The organism is Agrobacterium larrymoorei (assembly GCF_030819275.1).
GTDB classification, from domain to species: Bacteria; Pseudomonadota; Alphaproteobacteria; order Rhizobiales; family Rhizobiaceae; genus Agrobacterium; species Agrobacterium larrymoorei_B.
The window spans coordinates 1,247,376-1,271,781 of the sequence record NZ_JAUTBL010000001.1; the positions used below are offsets into that span (position 1 = coordinate 1,247,376).

Sequence of the window (24,406 nt, forward strand, 5' to 3'; positions counted from 1 at the left end):
AAAAGTCTTTCGTCAGAGAGAGGTCTGGTTGAGCAGCGATAGAAGGCGCACGAGATCGGCTTCGCTTTCCATGCTGCGAACGAGTTCGGGAATATCGGCAAAAGCCGGGCGCCCTAAAGTCGCATCCTTGAATTTTTGTTCGGGGTCGGTGAGGCCCGGCAAGCCGTCGAAACGACGATGGATTGTCGTGCCATCCTTCCGCGCGATATCCAGAAGCACGAAGCGCGTGGCCGGATCGCTCGACATGCGTGGAGCGGTATTGTCGTGGCGGCGGCTGGCTTTTAGCGCAAGCGCCATGATGCGATCCTCGACCGGTCTTTCATCGAAGTGATCGAGCCTCAGTGCCCCATCAAGCAGAGCGGCAGCAAACACATATTCAGGACTGAAACGGGCTTCGATACCGTTTTCCGGTTTCGTGACCACGAGAGCTGCATCCGCGCCGGGTGGATAGGTAAAGGTGATCGCCTCTACCTGGTCTGTGGCAAGACCCTCACGATGCAGTTCGATGCCAAGGGAGGCGACCGGATGGCTTGCCGTGCAGCAGGGGTAGGCTTTCAGCGTAAGCCCGGGTGATACGATCTGCCATGGAGCGCCCCAGTTTTCGGTCGCCAGTTCCGGACGAGAGGCACCAAAGCCGTAAGCGGAGTAGAAGCCTGTTGGATTGTCGAGAAAATCGGGCGCGCCGCTGAAGCCGGCCGCCGCCAGCCGTGCCGCAAGCAGGCCGGAGCGTGCCGCCATACCGGCATGGTAGGGCTTGGCGTCGAAGCCGAATTGCAGGCGCAGGCCCGAGCTTTGCGTTGCGGCAAGGCCCAGCGCGATTGCCGTTTCCTCGACGGAAGCGCCGGTCAGATGGCTGATGGCGGCGGCAACGCCGATCGGGCCAAGTGTGGCGGTTGCGTGGAAGCCGTTTTCGTAATGCCTGGAGCCAAGGGACAGCCCGATCCTCGCCATTGCCTCGAGACCGACAATGTAGGACGCGATGAGGGCGTCTGCCCGGATACTATGCTCGGCGGCGAATGCCAGGAGAGCTGGCAGAATGACGGTTGTCGGATGGCCGCGCACGCTGGAATGAACATCGTCATAATCCAGCACATGACCAGCATAACCATTGATGATGGCAGCCGTAAGAGGATCGGTCTTTGCGGCTCGGCCGATCAGGATCGTATTGCCCGGAAGATCGGCGCTCAAAGCCTTGGCGAGAATATCCGTCGTCCGGTCATTGGCGCCGGCGATAGCGCAGGCGAGAAAATCGACAATCGCTATCCGCGCCGCTTCCATGGCCGCGCTATCCTGACGGGGATCGGCTTTACTGATCGCCGTCGCAAAAGCTGTGGTGATAATGGCCTTGGACATGGTTAGATGCCCTCGCCATCGCGAACGGAGCGTCCACCGGAAAGGCCTCCGACAAATTGACGGATGCGCGGATTTTGCGACTCGTGGAAAATGTGCTTTGGCGAACCCTGCTCCACGACCCGGCCGTTTTCCGTAAAGATGACAGTATCGCTGATCTCTTCGGCAAAACGCATCTCATGCGTGACCAGAATGCTGGTCATCCCATCGCGGATCAGGTCGCGGATGACCCATAAAACTTCGCCCACCGTTTCCGGATCGAGCGCCGATGTTACCTCGTCGAAGAGCACCAGCTCCGGCTTCATCGCCAGGGCTCTGGCAATCGCCACACGCTGCTGCTGGCCGCCCGACAACTGGCCTGGATAGGCATCGGCTTTTTCCGAAAGCCGCACCTTTTCCAGCAACTCACGCGCGAGCTTGACGGTCGCTGTACGATCCGCGCCTAAAATGCGGGTCGGTGCCAGCACGATGTTGTCGAGCACGGTCAGATGCGGGAAGAGATTGTACTGTTGGAAAACGATGCCGACGCGCTTGCGTAGCGCGATGCGTTCGCTTTCCTTGGTCAGCTCATCCACCCGCGTGCCAGCCACGGTGATGCGGCCCTTCTGCGGCGTAACAAGCGCGTTGATGCAGCGAAGCAGCGTGGACTTTCCCGAGCCCGAAGGGCCGATGATCGAGACGGCATCGCCCTTGTTGATGGTGAGATCGATGCCTTTTAGAACCTCGGTCTGTCCGAATGCGAGATGAACGTCTTCCAGTTTCACGATCGCGGTGTTGGTGGATGTGGTCATGATCGAAATCCTTCAACCCGCATTGAAACGCTGCTCGAGGCGGCGTGTCAGTCGGGAGAGCGGGTAGCAAAGCGTGAAAAAGGCGGCCATGACCACGACATAGGCGATGACGGTGAAGTCCAGCCGGCGCACGGCGGTGCTGGCATCGGTCGCGGCGTGCATGAGTTCGTGAACACCGACGAGCGACGCAAGCGACGTGCCCATGGCAATCGATGAGGCGACGTTCATCCAAGGTGGCAGGGATCGCCTGATACACTGCGGCAGGATGACGAAGCGCAGCGCCTGTAACCTTGAGAAGCCGAGCCCCTTGGTCGCCTCCCACTGCGTCGTGGGAATGGAGAGCACGGCGCCACGGGTGATCTCCGCAATGTAAGCGCTTGCAAGGATAGCAAGGCCGATCACCGCCTTGATCCAGTCGGGGAAGGGCAGGTAGTGGCCGAAGGCGACGATCTCGAAGGGAAAGATGTAGGTGGTAGCGAAGATCAGCACGAGTGCCGGCGCGTTGCGGAAAATCTGCACATAGATCGCCGCCGGCCAGCGGATGAGCCAAAGTGGTGCCAGTTGCATGAGCCCGAGAAGAACACCCGCCACGGTCCCCAGCGTCACAGCAGAGAACGTGATGACGATGTTCATCCAGAAGCCGGACGCGAGATAGGGGATCCATTTCACCAGTTCGGCGCCAAGTGTCGGGTCGATGAGCGACCAGATGACCACCAGAAGGGGCATGGCAACAAACCCGATATAGCGCAGAATGCCGCCGCCGGACCCTGTTTGTTGTGAGGTGACTGCACTCATAGCCCATACCCCGGAACTGCCAGCTTGCGTTCTACCCATGTGCCGAGGCGGGCAATGAGGAAGTTGATCAGGCTGAAGAAGGCGAGCAGCACGATCATCAGTTCGACCACATTGTCGCGCTGCGTCCAGACCATGATGGAGGCGTAGGTGATTTCGCTGACCGCGATCGCGTTGCCGACAGTCGTCGATTTGACGAGGCTGATCAGGCCATTGACGATCGCCGGCAGTGAGGAGCGGAGCGCGAGCGGGATCTGGACATAGCGGAGAATTTCGAACTGGCTGAAACCCATGCCACGCGCAGCTTCGATCATCGATGCAGGAACCGCCTCTATACCGCCGCGGATTGCCTCCGCATGCAGGGCTGCGACATGCAACCCCACCACGGCAACGACCCAGAAAAACGGCGACAGCGGATTGTTTACCGCACCCCCGACCATGTTGGACACGATGGTGTTCAGCACAAGGAAGCTGAACATCAATTGCACCAGCGTCGGCGTGTTGCGCGTAAGCTCGACGAAGGCGCGCACAGGCGTAGAGAGCAATGGCCTGCCAGAGGTCAGGCAGGCCGCAAAGATGACACCGAAGAACAGGCTGACCGGAATGGTGATGGCGACGAGATAGAGAGTCGTCAAAAAGCCGTCGCGCCATATCTGCGCTTCATAGCCGGTCAGGAGAAACTCATAATTGAGGCCCAGCCTGCCCGTCAGATCGACGAACAGGCTGGTCAGGTTCATGTCTTGCATGGAGCGCTACCGCTGGCCTCCGCTTACTGCGCGGCAGAAAGCTTTGTCTTTTCTTCCTCGAGATACTTGGTGTTCAGCAGGCGGTTTGCCTTGGCCATTTCAAGCAGCTTGCCGGACGCGTGAAGCTTCTTGACGCTGTTGTCGAGTGCCGTCTGCGTGTCGCTTTCACCCTTGCGCAGCCAGATCACGGAGTCGGAAGGGATGAGTTCAGTGGGGAAGGGGATGGCGTAATCTTTCCATTCATCGGCGCGATCCACAAGCAGCAGGCCGACGGTTGCGCCCACATGCACAGCTGCAACGCAGTTGCCGCCCTGGAGTGCGAGCAGCGATTCCGGCTGGCTTGGCAAGCCCTTGACGATGGCGCCATATTGTTCCGCCAGTGGCTGCGCATAGTTGGAGCCCTGCGAAATGCAGACCGGCTTGCCCTTCAAATCGGCCCAATCCTTCAGTCCGCTATCCTTGCGAACCACAGCCGCGCCGCCGGCGCGATCATACGGAGTCGGCACATAATCGAGGATCTTCGCGCGCTCTTCCGTATACTGCATGTTGGCGATCAGAATATCGACCTTGCCTTGCTGCAGGAACTGGACGCGGTTGGGCGGGGTGACGGTGACGGTTTCAAGTTCGACGCCGAGATCTGCTGCCAAGGCCTTGGCAAGATCGACATTGTAGCCCTTCTGCTCCTGAGAGGCGGGATCGATGTAGCCAAATGGGGCGCCGGACAGAATGACGCCGACCGTTAGTTTACCACGGCCCTTGATGCGGTCGAGCGTGGCATCCGCAGAAGCCTGGGTCGCCGCTAGCGTTGCGAGCGAGATGGAAAGAGCAAAAACAGCTTTGGTAAAGGCTTTGGCGAACATGGGAGGCTCCTATTTCGCCGGGCAACATAGGCGAACCGCCAGTATCCCACGAGGAACGGCTTTCCTCAATGCAGCAAGAATGCAGAAAAACCTTCTCTTAGATCGGCTTATCGCGAAACGATGGTCGCAGTTGTAAGGCCGGCGTCAGACATTCAGGAGTTCGCGAAGGCTCTCCACGATCATGGCGTGGTCCTCAATATCCGGAAGTCCACTCACCGCGACGGATCCGACCAGGATACCACCTTTCAGGATCAGAGGAAAACCGCCGCCGCTTGCAACATAGTCGGTTACGGGTAAACCGAACTTCGCATTGAAATCATAGCCTTTGGCTTCAGCCTCGAGCCGCACGCGAAGCGAACTGCGGTGGAAGCGGTGTACGACGGCGCATTTGCGCCTGGCCCAACCGAAATTATCGATGGTCGCGCCGGGCAGAAGCGTCGCAAAGACCACATCGTTTCCGTGTCTGACCTCGATCGCCACTGGGTGATTGCCCTCTGCAGCCTTCTGCCGGATCAAGCTTCCGAGCGTCCAGGCAAAGGCATAATGAAATGTTGGAATCTGGAGAGCTGCTTCTTCAGCTTTCACGCTGTCGATGGTCGGTCTGGCATTCTGCATCGTGACATCCCCGGGGTCAAAGCTTGCGCTCAAGATCTTTGATCTGAATATGAGGAGACAGGATGTTGGACAAGCGTTTTCAAACAATGGTGCCTTGGAGACGTCATCCTGACAATTGCTGGCATCAAAGGGCAAGACGGAGCACATATATTTTCAGTTGCTCCATGCCATAAAAAGCGCACGGCCTTGGATTATGGCTACAGCAATCAACGTGATTCTCTCAATACCATGAGCTGCCGCAAATACTTATGGGAACCAAATAATTTATGCGGAAGTTATCACATATATAATGACTGGTTGGTGCCGCCGTGAACACACATGCTTCATCCTATTCGACCGTTCCCCTCTCGTCAGATGACCTGGAAGAGGTCAACCGCTTCCTGAACGCCTGGTGCGAGGAAAATGGTGTCGACAAGAGCGATGGCAGAGCGCAGGAAGTCGCCTCCGCACTCATCGATTGGTATGCCACGAGCCCGAGCTATCGGCAGAAATCGAAACTCGAACATGCGCCGCATCTGCCTGAATCCGACAAGATTTCTGCTCTGCTCGATCAGTTGAAGTGAGACGGCGGCGCGGTTTGGAGGCGTTAACGCTCAGTGCGCTTCAGGACGCGCTCAAGGCCAGTCTACGATGTCCTTATCGTCCAGTCCTGTAATCGGAAATACTACAACGCCGCTTTTGCCTTCAGCACGCACCTGACCAGGCGCCGATACGCAATCAAAAGCCAGAGGCAGTTCCTGCGAACGACCTCTGGCTCTTGAAGATATCAGTCGCGATGCTCGGGCATCTCCTTGAGCTGATCCTTAGTCCAGGAGGTTATCGCGTGTACGTCACCATCCTCATCGCGCATGAAGTCCAGGTCGGAAATCGAAACTGCGACCGGTTTCGCGCCAATGCCGAGAAAGCCGCCGACATCGATGATGACGCTGCTGTTTGTGCCGATACCATGGACGTGGTCAACCTTCCCGACCTTGTGATCGTCTGCTCCGTAGACCGTGGCTCCTGCGAGCACTGAAGGTCTCAGTTCATCAACGGTGAGGCGGATGTGATTGCTGTGACCCATGATCTTTCTCCTGTTGTTGGGATCAGGATAACTCATGGATTCCGCTCCTGTTCCGAGCGAAATTCATATGCTCGGAATATCGGGAATGGATTTGTCGCGTTCGGGTGTGAGCGTCAGAGACGCTGTGGCTTGTCTAAATCGCGGCACTTGCTATCGCGATGTGCCACTCTCATGCGCGTTACCGAAACCTACGGTAACCCATCTAAGGATCCAGCCCAGCGCATCGGGCTGTATTACGGATGTGCGTTTCCATTTCTGCCTTCGCCAGGTTTCCATCGTTGAGACGTAGCGCCTCGATGACACGGCGGTGCTCGGCGATTGAGTTTCTCATTCTCGCTGGATCCGTGATGGGAATGGGTTGACGTTGGGTCTCGGTAATCAGTTCACGGACAGTTTGGTACAGCGCCTGCATCATCACATTCGAGCAGGCGGATACGATGGTCGCGTGAAACTGCAGGTCGGCTTCCACATTGGAGATGACATCCTGTTTCTCCCAAGACCGCTCCATCGTCTCGGTTGCCTGCTCCATTTCATCCAGTTGGCGCTGCGTTAAGCGACCAGCAGCCAGTTTCGCGATTTCGCCCTCAAGAAGTGCGCGTGTCTGGAAGACATCGAAGGCGGAGTAGCTTTGGGAGTAGCGCCACGGCGCCATGTTGGCGGCAGGTCCAGCGGCGCGCTCTGCTGGCGCGGTGACGAAGGTGCCGCGTCCTGCCTCTGTCTTGACCATGCCGAGCGTTTCAAGGGTGAGCAAGGCTTCGCGAAGGGACGCGCGACTGACGCCGAATTGTTCTGACAGTTCGCGCTGTGACTGAATTTTCTCGCCGGGCTTCAGCACACCGGTCTGGATCATGTTCTGGATTTCGCGCGCCACCGTTTGTGGCAAAAGCGTTTTGTTCAGCATTCTGCGCGCGTCCCTCTCTTCATCACTCAACATCTATTTTCAACATCACAGCTTGCCAAGACGGAAAGTCCATGCTTGTGTGGTCTAACTGGTCCGACCAGTTAGACCACAATGTGTGATCGTGTATCAAATAACAAGGGGAACACTGATGAAACGCATGACAGCGAGATTTTTAACCGCGTCATTGGCCGCGGGTATCGCTCTTATGAGCATGCAGGCAGCGCGCGCCGCCGATTTGACGGTGGGCGCAAATATCGGCAACGTGCCGTGGGAATTCCAGGACGCTTCCGGCAAAGTGGTTGGATTCGAAGTCGACCTTGTCAACGAGGTTGCGAAGCGACTCGGCAAGTCGGTCGAGTTTGTGAACACCCCATTCAATGGACTGTTTTCAGCGGTTCAATCGGGCCGCATCAATATGGCGATCTCCTCGATCACCATTACCCCGAAGCGCCTTGAATCTGTATCCTTCGCTCAGCCTTATTACGATAGTGACCAGTCCCTCACTGTCACGGCAAAGTCTGGCATCACCGGCTTGAAAGACATGGCCGACAAGGTTGTCGGCGTTGATACCGGCTCGACTGGCGATATGTGGGCAGAGAAGAACAAAGCCGAATACAAATTCTCCGACATCCGGCGGTTCGAGGGACTGTCTCCCGCCATGCTCGATCTCGTCGCGGGCCGCATCGATGGCTACATCAGCGATATTCCTGCCCTCCTGTATTATGTCAAGGACAAGCCGGAACTGAAGGTGGTGGCCCGTATACCCACAGGTGAGAAGTACTCCATCATGTTCAACAAGGGCGATCCGCTCGCAGAGCAGGTGAATGGCGTCATCACCGAAATGAAGAAGGACGGCTCTCTGGCCAAGCTGCACCAGACCTGGTTCGGTGCGCCTGCGGAAGAGAAAACATCGACCGTGACGGTCATGGACATGCCAAAACTCTGATAGCGCCGCAGGCGCCAGCGGGTCTTCGATCCGCTGGCCTAAGGGAGCCTTTTCGGCATGAATCTCATCAATACCTTCTTCAATTACGATGTCCTGGTTCAGAGCCTTCCGCAACTGATGTGGGGACTTGTCATCACTCTTCAGATCGGCATTGTCAGCATCGTCGCGGGTCTCGTGGGCGGCCTCGTCCTTGCTGTGGCAAGGCTTTACGCGCCACGGTCGATCGTGCTGCTCATCCGTGTCTATGTGGATGTCTTCCGATCCATTCCGTTGCTCGTTCTTCTCATCGTCATCTACTACGCTCTGCCATTCGTGGGGATAAGGCTGTCGCCCTTCTTGTCGGCAGTCACCGCGCTCTCGCTTGTTTCCGCGGCTTACACGGCGGAGATCTTTCGCGCAGGCATCGAGGCCATACCCGTTGGCCAATTCGAGGCCTCGGCGGCTTTGGGACTATCGAACCGGCATACAATGGCGGACATTATTCTCCCTCAAGCGATCCGGATCGTCATCCCGCCGCTGACCAATAATTCGATCAATGTGCTGAAGGATACCGCGCTGGCCTCGGTGGTCGCCATGCCGGATCTATTGAAACAGGCGACACAGGCGCAGGCTCTGAGTGCCAATCCAACGCCTTTGATTGGCGCGGCGGTCATTTACGTCCTGTTGCTCTGGCCCATGGTTGCCGTCGTTTCCCGTCTCGAAGTGCGGTTTGGTGCAGGGAGACGCAGATGACAGACCGATCCAAGAATTTGATCCGCGTTGAAAAGCTGTTCAAGGCTTATGGCACCTATACCGTGCTACACGGCATCGATCTCGACATCGCCGAAGGTGAGGTCGTTTGTATTATCGGCCCGTCCGGGTCCGGAAAGTCGACCTTGATCCGGTGCATCAATCATCTGGAGCCTTTCTCGCCTGACAGCTTCATCACTGTTGATGGGATCAAGGTTCGTCCCGGCAAGGACCTTGCGAAAGTTCGTGCTGAAGTCGGAATGGTGTTCCAGTCCTTCAATCTGTTCCCGCATATGACTGTGCTCAGAAACGTCATGCTGGCGCCGATGCGTGTGCGAGGGCTCAGCGAAGCGGACGCTGCTGTGAAGGCAAAAGATCTCTTGGCCCGTGTTGGGATTTCCGAACAGGCGGAGAAGTATCCGGGACAGCTATCCGGCGGGCAGCAGCAACGTGTGGCCATCGCGCGTGCTCTCGCCATGGAGCCGAAGGTTCTCCTGTTCGATGAGCCGACGTCGGCTCTCGATCCGGAAATGGTGGGGGAGGTCTTGGACGTCATGCGGCGTCTGGCCGGGACCGGTGTCACGATGATCGTCGTGACGCACGAGATGGGCTTTGCCAAGCAGGTGGCCGACCGCGTCATCTTCATGGATGGCGGGAAGCTGGTCGAGATGGGTACCCCCCAGCAGATATTCGACAATCCCCAAGAAGAAAGAACGCGCAGCTTCCTGCGCGCCGTACTCAATCATTGAACTATGTCTGTGGAGGACACACGATGAACAGTAAACCATCGCTCGATATGGAATTCGTGCGCAAGCAATTCCCCGGTTTGGCAAGAGGCTGGGCCTTTTTCGACAATGCTGGCGGCTCGCAGATCCTGCAGGGAGCAATCGATCGCATCAACAGCTTCCTGATCGAGCGCAATGTCCAGATCGGTGGTTCCTATGAGGTATCGCAGAAGGCTGCGGAAGCATTGTATGAGGCGCGTACCGCAGCCATGCACCTCGTCAACGCGAAGAGGCCCGAAGAAATCATCTTTGGAAATTCGACAACGGCGCTTTTGCAGAATCTGGCGCGCGCCATGCAAAGCCAGCTTAGTCCCGGCGACGAAATCATCGTAACCGTGAGCGACCATGAATCGAATATCGGGCCTTGGGATCGCTTGAAATCGGCCGGTGTCATAATCAAGTTCTGGCCGCTCAACAAGGAGACTTTGACCCTTGATCTGGCAGATCTTCAACCCCTGATGTCGGAGCGCACCAGACTTGTCTGTGTAACGCATGTCTCGAACATTCTTGGATCGATCAACCCGGTGCGCGAGATCGCCGACTTCGTTCATGCGCGCGGTGCCCGGCTATGTGTGGATGCCGTAGCGTACGCACCCCACCGTCTCGTTGACGTGCAGGAATTTGATGCGGATTACTACGTCTTCAGTCTCTACAAGACGTACGGTCCTCATTACGCGCTCATGTATGGGAAATACGATTATCTCCTCGAGCTCGATACGCTGTACCACTACTTCTACGGCAAGGACAAAGTTCCGGGGAAGCTTGAACCCGGCAATCCCAATTACGAGCTTGCCTTTTCCACCTGTGGCATCGTTGACTATCTCACGAAGCTTGGGGAACAGGCGGGCGACACAGGCAGCGTTCGCAGTCGTATCGCGACAGCGTTCAGTGCAATCACTGCGCAGGAAGATGCACTGACCGAGAGGCTGTTGTCCTACCTGCGCTCACGAAATGACTGCCAGATCGTGGGGCAGAGTCATAATGGAGACAGTTCCCGCGTTCCTACGATTGCCTTCCGCTTCGATGGCCGGGACGCAGCCGAGATATGCAGGGCGATGGATGAGCACAAGATCGCGATGCGGTTCGGCGACTTTCACTCGCGTCGGTTGGCCGAGTATCTCGGGCTCACCGACCATGGTGGGATGCTCAGAGTTTCTATGGTGCACTACAATACTTTAGAAGAAGTCGATCGCTTCACGCAGGCTCTTGACCAAATTCTTTCCGGCGAAACAGGTTTTGCAAAAGCGAGTTGAGAAAAGGAAGGTCTTGATGCGCTTCGAACAATCATCTGCAACGGAATAGTGGACACCGCTAGCGATACCTTTGTCTGTGACATCGGTATCCTCGACGGAAAGATCGCTACCCTTTCGAGCGGACTTGATGATGCAGTGGAGATCATCGACGCCACGGACCTTTTCGTGTCGCCGGGAGGGATAGCCAGCCACGTCCACCTCGATCAGCCGTCGGGCAAGGCGTTGTCATTGGGGGACGACTAAGAAGCGCAGGTTGTAACGAAGCGCTCCGAATGGAGGTGTCTCCTTCGTCGCCGTTCTCCGAGTATCACCGCATAAGCGCCTGCGTCGATGATACGGATCTGATTGCATCGGAGGCGTGAATGCAATCCTGACGTATGACTTAAGGCATCGTCCTCGGTTGACCCATAAGATACAAAGATTATGTGCCGTGACAACGTGCCACTTCGCATTCATTCATTTGAACTGGCCCCCGCTGATCTCGACATCGAGCACCGCCTGACTAAACCTCGCCACCTATGGACGAATAGCCAGGCCGAGTGGATGAACCGCACCATCAGGGATGCGACGGTAAAACACTTCCACCACGACGACCAGAATCAACTTCGCAGGCACTTGAGCGAGTTTGTCGATGTCTACAATTTCGGCCGCCGGCTGAAGACACTTAGAGGCCTCACATCTTACGAATAGATCTGCAAAGTCTGGATTTCGGAGCCAGAAAGGTTCAGCCTCAATCCGCTCCATCAACGGCCTGGACTAAATATCTAGGTATCCGCATCGTAATTGACGATGCGGGCTTTGGCTTCATCAGTATGTGTTACATCCTCCAGATAGTACCTGATATGGTCAAGCGCGACGTGAGCCTAACAAGCCACATGGATCGAGATCGCCGCGCCGCCGGCACTTATTCTGTGGTAACTCCGTAAACGGCTGTCGCCCGCTCCGGGGTTACATATCCATCCCTGATATCTGCTGCTACAGATACCGGGTCACGCAATTTCGGATCTCCAAAGCCGCCACCGTTCGCGGTCACGACTCGAATGACGTCATCCCTGTTGACGGCAACATTCGTGGCAAAAGCGTAACGTTCCTTTGAGCCATTTGCGCGCCGAACCTCCACATAGTTCGTCGAACCGTCCAGCCCCCCAGCTACACCCCACGGCGGAATGCGTGAGCGTGTGTACCCGACAGAAAGGAAGTTATTGTCAGCGAGAACGCGATAATGCACGTCGATGCCTTTGCCCCCACGCCACTGTCCCTCACCTCCGGGTTCCGCATTGAGCGTCGCCTGGTCGACGCTGAGGCCATAGCGCGCCTCCGCCACCTCTGCAGGGCAATTGAAGGTTTCCCCATGGAAGCCGGAAAACTGCCCGCTTGGGCCGTCAGCGCCCTCCCATGCGCCCCAACCTCCAACTTGTGGCTCTACAATCGTATAGTGGCGGCCGGTAACAGGATGTGGCCCTCCCACAACGGTGCCGCAAATCGATGCGAAATTTCCAGCCGGAACGGCGCCTGGGAAGTGGGCGGCCAGCGCTCTTAGAACCATATCGAAGAGCCGGATCTCGACCTCGGAATAGTACCCCAGTGCGCCAGGCTCTTGAACATGAAAAATCGTACCCGGCTTGGTCAACACTTTCAGCGGACGGAAAAAACCGCCATTCCCGGGAGCTTCGGGATCTGTGAACGACTTGAACGCCAGCTGTATGGCGATTTCGGTACCTTCACGGCTCGAATTCGACGATCCCTTCTGTAATGGATTGTCCTGAAGATCGACCACAAATTCCTCGTCGGAGATGGTGAGCGTCACTTTGTGAATCGCTCCGGTGTCCTGCTCCTCTTCGAAGCTATAGCTGCCATTGGGGATTGTCTTCAGCGCGGCCCGCGCCCGTCGTTCACCGAAATCCATGAAATCTGCAACGGCGGCCTCGAACGTCTCGGTACCGTATTTCTCGACCAGCTCCAGAATTCGACGCTCACCGATACGCAGGCCAGCGATACCGGCCCAGAGATCACCACGCAAAAAATCCGGGAGGCGTGTGTTGACATAAAGAATATCGAACACCGCCTGATTGGGGCGGGCCTCATCGAACAGCTTCACCGCGGGGATACGAATACCCTCTTGGAAAATTTCGGTCGCTTCTGAGGACATGGATCCGGGGACGTTACCGCCGACATCGTTCCAATGCGCGATATTGGCGACCCAGGCCACCAGATGCTCGTCATGGAAAACAGGCAAGGCGAGCACCATGTCGTTCAGATGCGTCACACCGCCGTAATAGGGATCGTTGGATGCAAAGAGATCTCCCGGCCTAATCTCCTCTGGCTTGAATTTTTTCAGAATACCCGCAATCGCCTTGTCGAGTACGCCAATGAAGGCCGGTATGCCAGCACCCGATGCAGCCACCTGCCCGTGCTTGTCGAGCACGCCGGAAGAAAGATCTAGCACTTCGTAAATGATGGCGCTCATCGATGTCTTGCGCTGAGCCACGAACATCTCATTGGCGACCGCTTCGAGGGCATTCTGGATGATATCGAAGGTAACGGGATCGAACTCTTTTTGCTGTGTTTCGGTCATGATTCAATTCCGGATGTTGATATGCGTGTTGCCGAAGTCATCGATGAAAACGGTATTGCCCGGATGGATCACGATCGTCGTACCCGGATCCTCTACGATAGCAGGCCCCTTGAACATCATGCCCGGCTCCAGCTTGGTCGCGTCATAGATGGTTGCCTCATGTTCGCCTTCGGTCGCATAGTCCACCAAACGACGGCCTTTGATCGCACTATCGATGTCGGCTTCGTTCCTTGACAGTCTCACAAGTTCAAGCTTGCCAACTTCGCTCGACGCGATCAGATGAAGTCCTATGATTTCAACGCCTGCATCAAGACGATAAGTATACTCACGCTGATAAATCTCATGGAAATCATCGGCCACCTGTGCGGCTTCTTCCGGTCCGATACGGCCCGCGGAAATCGGCACTTCCACGGCAAATTCCTGATTCTGATAACGGCATCGAACCAGCGGACGCATGCTGATCTTGTCGGCGCCGACGCCCTCACGAAGGAATTCCGCTCTCGCCAGTTCCATCGTGCGTGAAAGCAATATGTCGAGTGACTGATAGTCCTTTTCATCAATCAACTGAGTGACGAAGTAATCGCGGCGCAGGTCACTCATCATCATGCCCCATGCCGAAAAGACAGACGCACCACGAGGAATGACGACTTTCCGAACGTTGAGCTCCTGTCCGAGAGCGACCGCGTGCATTGCACCTCCACCACCAAAAGCGATGAGGGTAAAGTCGCGTGGATCAAAACCGCGGTTGACCGGAGACGAGCTTGAGCGCATTCACCATATTCGAGTTGGCGATACGCACAATCCCGCGCGCGACATCCTTGATACTTGTCCCGAGCCTCTCGGCAAGAGGGGTCATGGCCGCGTTCAGGGCACTGATATCAGCGACAACCGAACCGCCACAGAAGTAGTCTGGATTGATGCGACCGAGGACGAGATTGGCGTCCGTCGTCGTGGCATTCATACCTCCCCGCCCATAGGCAGCCGGGCCCGGTGACGCACCGGCCGATTGCGGTCCGACATGCAATTTGTCAAAATCATCTACCCATGCGATGGAGCCACCGCCGTTGCCGATCTCAACCAGATCGACCACCGGAACCATGATCGGATAACCCGCAGACGTGCGGTTACGTTCGATCCAGTAATCGGTTTTGATCTTGACCTGACCGTTCTCGATAAGGGAGCACTTCGCCGTCGTGCCGCCAATATCAAGGGCGAGCACGTTAGGTTCGCCGATGATGCGGCCCAATTCCGCAGCCCCCCAGAAGCCCGAGGCCGGACCGCTTTCGACCATCGTAATCGGGATAGCCTTCACCGCTTCAACGGAATCCACACCGCAGTTCGATTGCATGATGAAGAGATTGCCCCGATATCCCTTGTCCTTGAGCCCAACCTCCAGCTTTTCGAGGTAACGGGCCGCTTTCGGCTGAACATACGCTGACAAAACGGTCGTATTGGTGCGTTCATATTCACGCCATTCGCGGGTGATCTGATGCGAGGCCACCGCCGAAACCTCCGGCCAAAGAGTGCGCAGCGCTTCCAGGACTGCCGTTTCATGGGCAGGGTTGGCGTAGGCATGAAGCAGGCAAACCGCGACTGCTTCAACAGCCGCAGCCTTGAAGGCGTCTACAATGGCGCCAAGCTCTGAGAGGTCGAGGGGAGTTGTTTCCTGGCCTTGATAATTTATCCGCCCAGGAACTTCCAGCCGCAGGTGCCGGGGAACGAACGGAGCTGGTTTCTGATACATCAGGTTAAAGAAATCGGGGCGGTTTCCGCGCCCGATCTCCAGCGCGTCGCGGAAACCTTTCGTCGTGATGAGGCCAACCTTCGCGCCCTTTCGCTCCGTGAGTGCGTTGATGACCACTGTCGTTCCGTGAGCGAAGAAATCCACCCGGGTAATATCAACGTCTGCCTTTTGAAGCACGTTCAACACGCCCATTTCGAAGTCAGGCGGCGTGGTGTCCGATTTTTCCGTTCGCACCGTTTGAAGGCCGGTCCCAGGATCAGTTTCGAAATACACAAGGTCCGTAAACGTGCCTCCTACATCCGTCGAGACGCGAATGATTTTTTCAGTCATGACTTACCTTCTCATAGTCTTTTCAATGCATGTCCGAAGCGCTTCTGACTCCGCAGCGCGCGCGTAAACGTACAAACTCCGTCAGCGGCGGGGTTTGGACGCGGCCAGCGCCACTGCAATCACGATGATCACACCCGTCGTAAGATCCTTGAAAAACGGATTGACATTGAGAATGTTGAAACCGTTGCCGATCAGAGCCATCAAGAGCACGCCAGCCACAGAGCGCCAGATCGCGCCCGCACCGCCGCTGATTGCGGTTCCGCCAAGGATGACGGCGGCAATTGCCTCCAGCTCAAAACCTGCACCTGCCTGCGGTTCGGCCATAGAAAGACGTGACACGGTAATGACACCTGCAAGGCCCGCCGCCGCACCGCTGATTGCGAATGTAATCGTCTTGACCAGATTTGTCCGAATCCCTGAAAGGATTGCCGCCTCCTCGTTTCCGCCAACTGCGAAGACCCGCCGGCCGAAAGTCGTGCGATTGAGGAGCACCATCATCGCTATCATAAATACAACCAGTACGATCACCGCAATGTTGACCATTCCGATGCGACCGCGGCCAAGCCATGAAAATTGCTCGATCCGAACCGGGATGAGCGAGCCGCCCGTAATCAAAATCGCAATGCCACGGTAAACAAGGCTCGTTGCCAGTGTGACGAGGAAAGAATGGACATTAAAGGTCGTAATGATCAGCCCGTTGAGCGTTCCGAGCATAAGGCCAATCAATGGTCCCGAAATGATCGCAAGATAGGGATCGATATTCGTGGCGATCCAGCCTGCCGAAACAGCCGCCACACCGAAGATCGCACCTGTTGCGAGATCGAAGCCGCCCCCGATGATGACCAGCGTCAAAGCGCAGGCGATGATCATCAGCGGCGCGCTCTGATTGACGATATTCAACAGGTTACGCGGTGTCAAAAAGCTGTTCGAAGCGAAGGTCAGCACGATGAGAAGCAGCGCAATAATAATGAGAACGCCGTACTCTCGGACGATAGCGATGGGATCGAAGATCTTGCCGTGTTTCTTTGCGGCAATGGTGCGAGAGTCGTTCATTGAACCTTTTCCTCGGATGGGTTTTTGCGGCTCTGGATTTCGAAGATGCGCTTGAGCGCAGTCTCGACTGTCAAAGTGCGGCAATCTTCTTCGGCAAAGATCCGCCCCTCGCTCATCAGATATCCGCGATGGGAAAGATTGATAACCTCTTCCAACTCGGAAGAGATGAGCAGCACGGCAGCACCCTCGCGTGCTATTTCAACGATGAACTCGTGAATGCGTTGGCGCGCTCCTATGTCCACGCCGCGGCTGGGCTCATCAAGGATTAACAGCTTTGGACGGGCGACCGCCCATTTCGACAGAAGCACCTTCTGCTGGTTCCCGCCCGAATAAAAGGCGACGTCTCCGTCGATCTTCGCAGGGACAATGCCAAAATGGCGGATCATCTCTTCAACGCGTGCACGTTCGCGGCCAGTCCGGAGAAAACCGAGTGTGTTAATCCTGTCCAGCGTCGCCAGGCTTATATTTGGCCGTGTCGTTTGCGTAAGAACCAGACCCTGCTTGCGGCGGTCTTCCGGCACCAGCGCCACGCCCTGCTGAACCGCTTTGCGAACGTTCAGGCGCACCTGCGCTTTTCCCTCGATAAAATAATCACCAGAGATGATTTCGTCCGCACCGAAGAGCGCGCGGGCCACCTCAGTTCGGCCGGAGCCGACGAGACCGATCAGACCGACGATCTCCCCTGGTCGGATCTGCATCGAAATGTCCTGAAGCCCTGCGCGAGTACGGACGTTTCTCAACTCGGCGACCGGCTGGGTTTGCTGTGCCGGCAGGGCGGGCAGGGCAGGCCAGATGATTTCCGAGGCTGCACCCAGCATCCCGTCCACGAGACTCTGCTTGGTTTCCCCATCGATGTCAGCCGTCCTCACGACATTCCCGTCGCGCATAATGGTTACGCGGTCGCAGTTAGCAATAATATGATCGAGAAAATGACTGACGTAGATGACGGTAACACCGCGACTTTTCAGGCGCGCTATCAACTGATGGAGTCGTCGCGCCTCGTCTTCGGTCAGAGAGGACGTTGGCTCATCCATGATGATGACGCGCGCGTCGCGGGCAATGGCCCGCATGATCTCCACTTTCTGACGGTCTGCGATACGAAGCTCGGCCACCTTCACGTTAGGGTCGAGACCGAAGTCACATGTCTTCTCAAGAGAATGAAAACGTGCAAGGTCACCACCGATCAGCAGCCCGCCTCGACTCTTTTCCTGCCCGAGAAAGACGTTCTGAACAACCGTCATCTCCGGGACAAGCTGGAGTTCTTGATGGATCATAGCGACGCCCCGAGACAGCGCCTCGCGCGGGGAATATTTGGTGACCTTCTCGCCGAAGACAAAAACTTCGCCTTCGTCTGCCGAGTAATATCCACCAATGATTTTACCGACACTTGACTTGCCGGCACCGTTTTCACCGACAAGCGCATGCACTTCCCCAACACGGAAGTCGATATGGATATCGTTGAGAATACGCGTTCCGCCGAAGCTTTTGGCAACGGCCTCGACGCGAACTGCAAGTTCGCGTTCCTTCATGGCTGTTCTCTTCTACCAAGCGTCAAAAAATTGGCGCGGCCAGTCTGCCGCGCCATTCGGCGAAGCGATATCAGCCTGGCCATTCCGCCTTGAAATCCGGATGGGCATCGAGCCAGGCCTTGTCTACGATCATCGGAATATCGTGAAGCTTAGATTCATCGATCCAGACGGGGACCTGCTCACCCTTCAAAGACTTCACGACGGCATCCAGTGCGGACGAACCCATCGATTCCGGGAAGTTGGCCAAGGATGCCTTGAATTTTCCTTCGCGGATTTTGTCGATCGTAATCTGATTCAGGCCACCGCCAATCAGATAGATCGATGATGGATCAATACCCGCGTCTTCCAGCGCTATCTCTACGCCAAGCAGATGCTGGTCAGCGTTGGAAAGCACAGCGTCGATTTCCGGGTTGGCCTGTAGAATATCCTGCATCGCCTTAAGGGACGTATCGGGACTGTAATTGCCTTCGCCCGTTGCGACAATTTTGATGTTCTTGTGCTGACCGAGGACTTCCTTGAAGGTTTCATAGCGCAGATTGTCGAATGGATAGATCAGTTGACCCATCATAACGACCACACGGCACGGGTCTTTGCTCGCGCAGTATTCGACGATCTTTTCTGCCTGTGCCTTGGCGCCGATCGAAGGATCGCTGGCGACCGTGGTCGTCAGACCCTTGATCTGAGGCTGCATGTTCTTCAAGTCGGGGCCAACCGGGAAGAGCGTGGTTGCGACCTTGAGGCCGGCAGCCGTGGCGTCTTCAAGCGCAGTAGCGATACCGACCGTATCGTTTGGGGAAAGGATAATGGCGTCAAAACGTTTTGCCGCGGTTAAATCCTCGACCTGGGCAAATTGCGTCGGGGCAGAAAACTTGCCGTCAAAGATTTCGGTTGTGACATTTGGATATTGCTTGGCGGCCTTTTCTATTCCCGAATAGATCGCCTGATTAAACCCGTTTTGACTGGATGCCGCAAGGAAGGCAATCTTGAAGGTCTTGTCCTGCCCTTGCGCGGCGGATATCAGCGATGCCCCAACCAAGAGGGTGGTGGCTGTCAACAATCTTAGTTTCATTTAGCGCTCCGTATACTCTGAAGGTCTGATGCGGCCTTTTCGGCTCTCTTTCGATTTCTGATTTTAGGCGTGAAGGGTCGTTTACTCACCCTCCATTATGGGTGCGTCCGTTATCTCTTGCCTTGACGTGAAGGTGGCGGTTTCCGCTCCTTGATGGTGGAGAAGAAGGAAAGCGAGGGTGATGGCCGGCTTCCACAGCAATGCCATTTCTACCCGCTCGCTGGTGTAGTGCCCCTTCTTCGCCAGAAGATTGACGGAACCGATCACCTGGCCATTCAAAACTGCCGGAATATTGAGATTGGATTCGAAACCGAGATCCCGGATCTTCTCCCAGTCGAAAAACACCTCCGCAATTTCTTCGATCGTTGTAGATGAAAAGTGTTTGTTCCCGACGATTACTTTTTCGAAATAGAGATTGCGGTCGAGACGCTTGAAATTGCCGACTGGATAAGCCTTTGGATCGTCCGAGAAAACGCGTCGCGATCTCATGTTCGGGACATCGTAAACCGAGGCTGTCATCAACTCACAACCCGCATCCCGAATGAGCCCTTGGCGGATGTAGGACAAGAGCGACGGGCCGGCATCGGGACCAGCTGCAATTTTCCATAATTCTTCGCTATCACGCGCAATGGTCATAGGCTGCTCTCAAAGGTTTCCGTAAGACTCTAGGCTCGGCTTTGTCTAAATCCCATGACTCAAGAACGATGGAAGGAGATGAGGTGGCAATCATCCTATTGCATCCACCTTCTTCAAGCCGCACCACTCTGCGATGAACAATCCCAGAACACGCGTTGTTTCTTTCATGCTGGCCAGATCAGTGCGCTCTTTGGGAGAATGACTATCCTCACCGCGCCCGCCGTAACAAAGGGCCGGAATATCATAATAGAGATTATATTGCCGCGTATCGCTGGTGGCCGTCATACTGAAGCTTTCAAGTTCAGAACCGAAGACCGTGCGATGGCTCCGAGCAAGCACAGCTTCAGCCTCGCTCCCCGGTTCAAAAACATGTCCGTCGGCCTGAAAGCCGATCCACGTATGTTCAGGCACGCGGTCAGCGCCGAGACGTTTTGCTGTTTCTTCGACACGGTTGAGGATTCGCTGACGAACCTCGTGCAGCGGGTGCCCCGGCAGGACGGAAAGTCTGCATTCAATCTCGCACCAGGAGGGCACTGAACCGAGCCAGTCGCCGCCTCGAATTTTCCCGAGACTGAACTTCACAGGGTTGTCGATATGACTGAACCAAGGGTGATTTTTCGCCTCACCATTGACCTCCTTAGTGAGTTTTTCCAGGTCTTCAACATACTTATAGGCCGCGAGGATAGCGTTGGATGCGCGATTGAAGTTCAGTACGTGCCCGGGCTTGCCAAGTATCCGCAACCTGAACCACACAGATCCAAGCTCTGCGCGAATAAGGCGATTGTTAAGTGATTCCGGAATAAGAACGGCATCGGCTCTATAGCCTCGCTGAAGCGTAGCCAGGGCGCCATTACCCGTACATTCCTCCTCACTCACCGTCTGGACCAACACCTTGCCATCCGGTACGTAACCCAGCTTCTTCAACGCATCCAGCGCGAAGACCATCTCGGCGATGCCAACCTTCATGTCGTTCGCGCCTCGTCCCCACATGAAGCCGTCTTCGATATGAGGAACGAAAGGAGGTCGGTCCCAAAGCTCACGTGCGCCAGGAGGCACAACGTCAATATGTCCCTGGAGAATGAGGCTTCGACCCGGCAAATCGCCAGCCTCAACCGTTGCAACCAATTGAACGGCCTTGGAGTAGTCCGCGTCTATGACGGGCGAAAAACCACGCTTTCCCTCAATATCGACATCTGCGATCGTGAAGCTGTCCAAGCCCCAGCCACGCTTTGAAAATTCAGTCGCCAACCATTCCTGGCACGGCCCCTCATTTCCACGAACCGAATCAAAGGATACAAGCTTGGCAAGCCACGCGACTTGAGCATCGAAATTTGTCTCGATGACATCTTCAAGCTTAGCATCAAGATCAATCAGTTCCAATTCTTCAACCTCAGCTAGCCGCCACTCTGTTTCAAGGCGCCGAACAACGCCGCCCCTCTGTCATATCGACGAACACTTCGCGCTCGATAGCTGATGCTGCTGCAGATAAGGCAAGCTGGCAGCATATGGTCGTCCACTCAATTAATTTCGTATCGGAAATTATTGTGCCTATAGTAATGACAAGATTGCAGTTGTCAATCATTGTCCATGTAAAATATGAAATTCCTTTGCTAGCCCAAAAAATCAGACTTCCATAGTAATTTCAATTAAATATGCTCAAAGTGAATATGCATCCCTAATTGGGGCGGGAAGAAACTTTCTTCTTGAAAATGCATTCATCGCAAAATATGTTTCCTATCGGAAATGGACGCTATCAACATGACGATTAACAGTTTTTACGCTTCGGAAGGCGAGCCTTCGGAATCGAAAGTCACAACGGATTACGATACCCTGCGTGAGCTCTTGCGGAGCATCTTCATCCGCGTGGGCGCGAGCTCTGCGGTTGCCGCACTTCTGTCATCGAACTGTGCCAACTGCGAGCGCGATGGGGCGCTGTCACACGGAATTTTCCGCATTCCGGGATACGTGAGCTCGATCCGGAGCGGGTGGGTAGATCCTTCGGCGGTCCCTTCCGTGGAAGACGTTGCAGCGGCATTTTTGCGCGTCGATGCCATGAACGGCTTTGCCCTGCCAGCACTTGCCGCTGCGTCTCCTCTCCTCATAGAGAAGGCACGTCGCAATGGTATCGCAATAGCGGCGATCCGCAATTCGCACCATTTCAGCGCATTGTGGCCGGATGTGGAGACTTTTGCTGAAATGGGCTTGCTGGCCGTGAGTATGGTCAACAGCTTTGCCTGCACTGTTCCCTTCGACGGAAAAAAGCCGACCTTCGGTACAAATCCGATTGCGTTCGCCGCACCGCGTGGCGCTGGCAGCCCTCTCGTAGCCGATCTTGCGACAAGCGCAATCGCTAATGGCGACGTTCAGATTGCTGCGCGTCAGGGCTTTACGCTTCCTCCTGGTTACGGAGTGGACCGAGATGGCAAAGCGACAACCGATCCCAACCGCGTTCTGGACGGCGGGGCGCTCCTGACATTCGGAGGCTACAAAGGTTCCGCCGTTTCGATGATGATCGAGCTATTCGCCGCCGCTCTGACTGGCGGCAAGTTCTCCTATGAGGTCGACTGGTCTGACCATCCCGGCGCGCAGACACCCCACACGGGTCAAGTCGTTATCGTCATTGATCCTGACTGCGGCAGAAAAACGGTTTTCGCGCAAAGGGTAAATGCGCTCACCGAGCGCCTAATGAAAGTTGGTGTTTCCCGTCTGCCCGGTGACCGGCGGCACACAAGTCGCGCTCTATCCATGAAAAATGGAATTTTGCTTCAGCTTGCCGATTGGCAACGCCTGAATGATATGGCTAATCAGGGCTAACAACCATGGAATTATAATGCTTAGGTTGACTCAACCTCTAGGCAGCTCCAACCGAGGTAAAAACCAATGGCGATTTTGAAGAATGATCAGACCGACAGGGCTTCCGATGATGCACCGGATCGCGGATCGCGCCCTCATTCTCGGTCGCTTTCTACCACCTTGCGGCGCCTGCGGCAGGACGGCGGCTTCAGCATCGGCGAGCTTGCAGAACGTAGTGGCCTCGCGCCCTCGACGCTTTCTAAAATAGAAAACGCGCAGATGTCGCCGACTTACGAAACGATCCTTAGCCTCGCACACGGCCTTGATATAGATGTGTCGGAGCTCTTTTCTCACAAACCGTCCACCCCCATTAGTGGCCGCCGCGCAATAACCCGCAAAGGCGAAGGTGCAGTCATGACCGTCGGTAATTATACCTATGAGCTTCTGTGCGCGGACATCGCAAACAAAAAACTCGTCCCGCTTCTCACCCGCATAGAGGCGCGGTCCGTTAAAGAATTCGAGATGCTGGTCACACATACAGGTGAGGAGTTTGTCTATGTCCTCGAAGGTTGCGTCACGCTGCATACCAGTCTCTATGCCACGACCGTGTTGAATGCGGGCGACAGCTGTTATTTCGACAGCATGATGGGGCACGCGCTCGTCAGCACCTCCGAGAATCCAGCGGTGATCCTCTGGGTATGTTCTAATGTTATAAGCCCCCTTGCGGGATAAGCGAAAGCATTGCGCGTGTCGCAAAACGACGCGCTTGCAATTGAACGGACCCCCCGTCGCGGGTGGTGGCATGGTGAGTGTCATCGCAAAGATGACCACCTCACCGAGTGCTACGCCTTTAGAGCGTTTCCCCTTCACGCTGGATCATATCCACATGAGTTGAGGTAGTTCCGGGCTTTTTGTGGCTGGACCTGACCAATCAGCGTGCCGAGGCGATCCCATAGGCGGGTTACGGTTTTCTCGGCAGCTTTTCATGGGAGTGCCCTCAGCTTGGAGAAGGCCTTTTCTATGGGATTGAAGTCCGAGCTATATGGCGGAAGGGCATCATGGTCGCACCTGCCGCTTCGATCATTTCTCGCGCTGCAGGTTGTTTGTGGCTGGATAGATTATCGAAAATGAAGGGCTGACTTGCTCGCGATGATTTCCTGGGCTGCAAGAGCGTCACGAAGCTCAAACAACGTCCCATCCCGGTGCTCTGCAAGCCAGGCCATGATGAGAGGGCATGAGCTTCGATCTTGTGGGAGCTGCGGTCGCCACCAAGCAGACCGGAACGAACGTTCCCCTACCGGATTTGCAGGCTATGCCAACGGCTTACGCTGGCCGCACTGACGCCGAAACCCTCCGCAGCCTCCCTATGCGAAGCGCCGCCGTCAACTGCGGCAAGCACGCGCATGCGAAGACCAACGGAAAGCGCTTTCGACATATCTGCCGACCTCCATCGGCAGATAGTTTGAATCAGAATGAAAGTGAGTTGAGAATCAATTTGATTCAATCCGTCAGGGAAACGCTCTAGGCGCGACTTTAGTGCGATGCTCCGGAGATGAAGCTCGGCACGTAATCCCCCTCACCGGTGCCTTCAGCACCATCCACTCCGCGTTTGCTGATTTCCTCAACCAGCGAACCTAAAGCCAAATCGAGGCAGTAGGTCGGAAACTCAAGCTCGAGTTCCTTGGCACTGTTGCGCGCATATGTGACAAGCCGAGCAATCGAAACCAGCTCGTGTGCGATATCGCCGTTTTCGCCAGCATTTTTTTCAAGAGTGTCGAGCGCCATCATCAATCCTTCATTCCAAACCGAAATTCTACGGCGAAGGATAAATTAGAACTTCTGCGAT

At 55.7% G+C, this 24,406-nt stretch carries 25 protein-coding genes and 2 pseudogenes; 9 read left to right on the forward strand and 18 right to left on the reverse strand.

Annotated elements, in window-relative coordinates; translation table 11 throughout:
* Positions 1-12: 12 nt before the first annotated feature.
* The 6 genes from QE408_RS05730 to QE408_RS05755 form a co-directional block, all read right to left on the reverse strand.
* Positions 13-1,353, reverse strand: coding sequence for an MmgE/PrpD family protein (locus QE408_RS05730; protein ID WP_306929268.1), 1,341 nt, complete (start codon positions 1,351-1,353; stop codon positions 13-15).
* A 2-nt stretch (positions 1,354-1,355) separates the two neighbouring features.
* Positions 1,356-2,141, reverse strand: a complete 786-nt coding sequence (locus QE408_RS05735; RefSeq protein ID WP_306929269.1) for an amino acid ABC transporter ATP-binding protein — start codon at positions 2,139-2,141, stop codon at positions 1,356-1,358.
* Between the two features lie 12 nt (positions 2,142-2,153).
* Positions 2,154-2,867, reverse strand: a complete 714-nt coding sequence (locus QE408_RS05740; protein ID WP_306930218.1) for an amino acid ABC transporter permease — start codon at positions 2,865-2,867, stop codon at positions 2,154-2,156.
* A gap of 65 nt (positions 2,868-2,932) precedes the next feature.
* Positions 2,933-3,679 (reverse strand): amino acid ABC transporter permease, encoded by a 747-nt coding sequence (locus QE408_RS05745; RefSeq protein ID WP_306929270.1) that lies wholly within the window; start codon positions 3,677-3,679, stop codon positions 2,933-2,935.
* 23 nt (positions 3,680-3,702) lie between these two features.
* Positions 3,703-4,539 carry a transporter substrate-binding domain-containing protein gene (locus QE408_RS05750; RefSeq protein WP_306929272.1) on the reverse strand — a complete coding sequence of 279 codons (837 nt, stop codon included), beginning with the start codon at positions 4,537-4,539 and terminating at the stop codon, positions 3,703-3,705.
* 144 nt (positions 4,540-4,683) lie between these two features.
* A complete protein-coding gene (locus tag QE408_RS05755) occupies positions 4,684-5,154 on the reverse strand; it encodes a heme-degrading domain-containing protein (protein WP_306929274.1) in 471 nt (156 codons plus the stop codon).
* A 308-nt stretch (positions 5,155-5,462) separates the two neighbouring features.
* On the opposite strand from QE408_RS05755, the gene QE408_RS05760 reads away from it, so the two are divergent.
* Positions 5,463-5,717: a hypothetical protein gene (locus tag QE408_RS05760; protein ID WP_306929276.1), complete on the forward strand. Its 255-nt coding sequence runs from the start codon at positions 5,463-5,465 to the stop codon at positions 5,715-5,717.
* A gap of 203 nt (positions 5,718-5,920) precedes the next feature.
* Here QE408_RS05760 and QE408_RS05765 read toward each other — a convergent pair whose 3' ends face one another.
* Both QE408_RS05765 and QE408_RS05770 read right to left on the reverse strand, forming a co-directional pair.
* On the reverse strand, positions 5,921-6,217 hold the full coding sequence (locus QE408_RS05765) for a PRC-barrel domain-containing protein (protein WP_306929277.1): 297 nt from the start codon (positions 6,215-6,217) through the stop codon (positions 5,921-5,923).
* Between the two features lie 202 nt (positions 6,218-6,419).
* A complete protein-coding gene (locus QE408_RS05770; RefSeq protein ID WP_306929279.1) occupies positions 6,420-7,118 on the reverse strand; it encodes a FadR/GntR family transcriptional regulator in 699 nt (232 codons plus the stop codon).
* Between the two features lie 157 nt (positions 7,119-7,275).
* On the opposite strand from QE408_RS05770, the gene QE408_RS05775 reads away from it, so the two are divergent.
* The 6 genes and pseudogenes from QE408_RS05775 to QE408_RS22940 all read left to right on the forward strand — a co-directional run bounded on the left by QE408_RS05775 (position 7,276) and on the right by QE408_RS22940 (position 11,757).
* Positions 7,276-8,064, forward strand: a complete 789-nt coding sequence (locus tag QE408_RS05775; protein ID WP_306930219.1) for a basic amino acid ABC transporter substrate-binding protein — start codon at positions 7,276-7,278, stop codon at positions 8,062-8,064.
* Positions 8,065-8,121: 57 nt separating this feature from the next.
* Positions 8,122-8,796, forward strand: coding sequence for an amino acid ABC transporter permease (locus tag QE408_RS05780; protein WP_306929281.1), 675 nt, complete (start codon positions 8,122-8,124; stop codon positions 8,794-8,796).
* A complete protein-coding gene (locus QE408_RS05785; RefSeq protein WP_306929283.1) occupies positions 8,793-9,542 on the forward strand; it encodes an amino acid ABC transporter ATP-binding protein in 750 nt (249 codons plus the stop codon). The genes QE408_RS05780 and QE408_RS05785 overlap by 4 nt, the downstream gene beginning before the upstream one ends.
* 23 nt (positions 9,543-9,565) lie before the next feature.
* Positions 9,566-10,831: a cysteine desulfurase-like protein gene (locus QE408_RS05790; RefSeq protein ID WP_306929285.1), complete on the forward strand. Its 1,266-nt coding sequence runs from the start codon at positions 9,566-9,568 to the stop codon at positions 10,829-10,831.
* Between the two features lie 477 nt (positions 10,832-11,308).
* Positions 11,309-11,599, forward strand: a pseudogene (locus QE408_RS05795) (integrase core domain-containing protein); the annotation flags it as partial.
* Between the two features lie 14 nt (positions 11,600-11,613).
* Positions 11,614-11,757: a hypothetical protein gene (locus QE408_RS22940; protein ID WP_373465512.1), complete on the forward strand. Its 144-nt coding sequence runs from the start codon at positions 11,614-11,616 to the stop codon at positions 11,755-11,757.
* Here QE408_RS22940 and QE408_RS05800 read toward each other — a convergent pair.
* The 8 genes from QE408_RS05800 to QE408_RS05835 form a co-directional block, all read right to left on the reverse strand.
* Positions 11,736-13,406 (reverse strand): hydantoinase B/oxoprolinase family protein, encoded by a 1,671-nt coding sequence (locus tag QE408_RS05800; RefSeq protein WP_306929287.1) that lies wholly within the window; start codon positions 13,404-13,406, stop codon positions 11,736-11,738. The genes QE408_RS22940 and QE408_RS05800 overlap by 22 nt on opposite strands.
* A 3-nt stretch (positions 13,407-13,409) precedes the next feature.
* Positions 13,410-14,096 carry a hydantoinase/oxoprolinase family protein gene (locus tag QE408_RS05805; RefSeq protein WP_306929289.1) on the reverse strand — a complete coding sequence of 229 codons (687 nt, stop codon included), beginning with the start codon at positions 14,094-14,096 and terminating at the stop codon, positions 13,410-13,412.
* Positions 14,097-14,139: 43 nt separating this feature from the next.
* The gene (locus QE408_RS05810) at positions 14,140-15,480 is read right to left on the reverse strand and encodes a hydantoinase/oxoprolinase family protein (protein ID WP_306929291.1); all 1,341 of its coding nucleotides are present in this window, start codon (positions 15,478-15,480) and stop codon (positions 14,140-14,142) included.
* 81 nt (positions 15,481-15,561) lie between these two features.
* Positions 15,562-16,533 (reverse strand): ABC transporter permease, encoded by a 972-nt coding sequence (locus QE408_RS05815; RefSeq protein WP_306929294.1) that lies wholly within the window; start codon positions 16,531-16,533, stop codon positions 15,562-15,564.
* Positions 16,530-18,062, reverse strand: coding sequence for a sugar ABC transporter ATP-binding protein (locus QE408_RS05820; RefSeq protein ID WP_306929296.1), 1,533 nt, complete (start codon positions 18,060-18,062; stop codon positions 16,530-16,532). The genes QE408_RS05815 and QE408_RS05820 overlap by 4 nt, the downstream gene beginning before the upstream one ends.
* A 70-nt stretch (positions 18,063-18,132) precedes the next feature.
* On the reverse strand, positions 18,133-19,131 hold the full coding sequence (locus QE408_RS05825; protein ID WP_306929298.1) for a sugar ABC transporter substrate-binding protein: 999 nt from the start codon (positions 19,129-19,131) through the stop codon (positions 18,133-18,135).
* An 81-nt stretch (positions 19,132-19,212) separates the two neighbouring features.
* Positions 19,213-19,767, reverse strand: coding sequence for a hypothetical protein (locus QE408_RS05830; protein WP_306929299.1), 555 nt, complete (start codon positions 19,765-19,767; stop codon positions 19,213-19,215).
* A gap of 90 nt (positions 19,768-19,857) precedes the next feature.
* The gene (locus QE408_RS05835) at positions 19,858-21,147 is read right to left on the reverse strand and encodes an ArgE/DapE family deacylase (RefSeq protein ID WP_306929301.1); all 1,290 of its coding nucleotides are present in this window, start codon (positions 21,145-21,147) and stop codon (positions 19,858-19,860) included.
* A 378-nt stretch (positions 21,148-21,525) separates the two neighbouring features.
* Between QE408_RS05835 and QE408_RS05840 the strand changes: the two genes are divergently transcribed.
* A complete protein-coding gene (locus QE408_RS05840) occupies positions 21,526-22,581 on the forward strand; it encodes an Ldh family oxidoreductase (protein ID WP_306929303.1) in 1,056 nt (351 codons plus the stop codon).
* A gap of 66 nt (positions 22,582-22,647) precedes the next feature.
* Positions 22,648-23,292 carry a helix-turn-helix domain-containing protein gene (locus QE408_RS05845; protein WP_306929305.1) on the forward strand — a complete coding sequence of 215 codons (645 nt, stop codon included), beginning with the start codon at positions 22,648-22,650 and terminating at the stop codon, positions 23,290-23,292.
* 134 nt (positions 23,293-23,426) lie between these two features.
* Here the strand turns inward: QE408_RS05845 and QE408_RS22945 are convergent.
* Positions 23,427-23,995, reverse strand: a pseudogene (locus QE408_RS22945) (transposase).
* A 98-nt stretch (positions 23,996-24,093) separates the two neighbouring features.
* Positions 24,094-24,348, reverse strand: a complete 255-nt coding sequence (locus QE408_RS05860) for a hypothetical protein (protein WP_306929309.1) — start codon at positions 24,346-24,348, stop codon at positions 24,094-24,096.
* Positions 24,349-24,406 lie beyond the last annotated feature (58 nt).

What these genes read in the sequence shown, in the direction of transcription:
- QE408_RS05730 (WP_306929268.1), bottom strand. Translation starts at nt 1,353, where the DNA reads ATGTCCAAGGCCATTATCACCACAGCTTTTGCGACGGCGATCAGTAAA.
- QE408_RS05735 (WP_306929269.1), bottom strand. Translation starts at nt 2,141, where the DNA reads ATGACCACATCCACCAACACCGCGATCGTGAAACTGGAAGACGTTCAT.
- QE408_RS05740 (WP_306930218.1), bottom strand. Translation starts at nt 2,867, where the DNA reads ATGCCCCTTCTGGTGGTCATCTGGTCGCTCATCGACCCGACACTTGGC.
- QE408_RS05745 (WP_306929270.1), bottom strand. Translation starts at nt 3,679, where the DNA reads ATGCAAGACATGAACCTGACCAGCCTGTTCGTCGATCTGACGGGCAGG.
- QE408_RS05750 (WP_306929272.1), bottom strand. Translation starts at nt 4,539, where the DNA reads ATGTTCGCCAAAGCCTTTACCAAAGCTGTTTTTGCTCTTTCCATCTCG.
- QE408_RS05755 (WP_306929274.1), bottom strand. Translation starts at nt 5,154, where the DNA reads ATGCAGAATGCCAGACCGACCATCGACAGCGTGAAAGCTGAAGAAGCA.
- QE408_RS05765 (WP_306929277.1), bottom strand. Translation starts at nt 6,217, where the DNA reads ATGGGTCACAGCAATCACATCCGCCTCACCGTTGATGAACTGAGACCT.
- QE408_RS05770 (WP_306929279.1), bottom strand. Translation starts at nt 7,118, where the DNA reads ATGCTGAACAAAACGCTTTTGCCACAAACGGTGGCGCGCGAAATCCAG.
- QE408_RS05775 (WP_306930219.1), top strand. Translation starts at nt 7,276, where the DNA reads ATGACAGCGAGATTTTTAACCGCGTCATTGGCCGCGGGTATCGCTCTT.
- QE408_RS05780 (WP_306929281.1), top strand. Translation starts at nt 8,122, where the DNA reads ATGAATCTCATCAATACCTTCTTCAATTACGATGTCCTGGTTCAGAGC.
- QE408_RS05785 (WP_306929283.1), top strand. Translation starts at nt 8,793, where the DNA reads ATGACAGACCGATCCAAGAATTTGATCCGCGTTGAAAAGCTGTTCAAG.
- QE408_RS05790 (WP_306929285.1), top strand. Translation starts at nt 9,566, where the DNA reads ATGAACAGTAAACCATCGCTCGATATGGAATTCGTGCGCAAGCAATTC.
- QE408_RS05800 (WP_306929287.1), bottom strand. Translation starts at nt 13,406, where the DNA reads ATGACCGAAACACAGCAAAAAGAGTTCGATCCCGTTACCTTCGATATC.
- QE408_RS05805 (WP_306929289.1), bottom strand. Translation starts at nt 14,096, where the DNA reads ATGCACGCGGTCGCTCTCGGACAGGAGCTCAACGTTCGGAAAGTCGTC.
- QE408_RS05810 (WP_306929291.1), bottom strand. Translation starts at nt 15,480, where the DNA reads ATGACTGAAAAAATCATTCGCGTCTCGACGGATGTAGGAGGCACGTTT.
- QE408_RS05815 (WP_306929294.1), bottom strand. Translation starts at nt 16,533, where the DNA reads ATGAACGACTCTCGCACCATTGCCGCAAAGAAACACGGCAAGATCTTC.
- QE408_RS05820 (WP_306929296.1), bottom strand. Translation starts at nt 18,062, where the DNA reads ATGAAGGAACGCGAACTTGCAGTTCGCGTCGAGGCCGTTGCCAAAAGC.
- QE408_RS05825 (WP_306929298.1), bottom strand. Translation starts at nt 19,131, where the DNA reads ATGAAACTAAGATTGTTGACAGCCACCACCCTCTTGGTTGGGGCATCG.
- QE408_RS05830 (WP_306929299.1), bottom strand. Translation starts at nt 19,767, where the DNA reads ATGACCATTGCGCGTGATAGCGAAGAATTATGGAAAATTGCAGCTGGT.
- QE408_RS05840 (WP_306929303.1), top strand. Translation starts at nt 21,526, where the DNA reads ATGACGATTAACAGTTTTTACGCTTCGGAAGGCGAGCCTTCGGAATCG.
- QE408_RS05845 (WP_306929305.1), top strand. Translation starts at nt 22,648, where the DNA reads ATGGCGATTTTGAAGAATGATCAGACCGACAGGGCTTCCGATGATGCA.
- QE408_RS05860 (WP_306929309.1), bottom strand. Translation starts at nt 24,348, where the DNA reads ATGATGGCGCTCGACACTCTTGAAAAAAATGCTGGCGAAAACGGCGAT.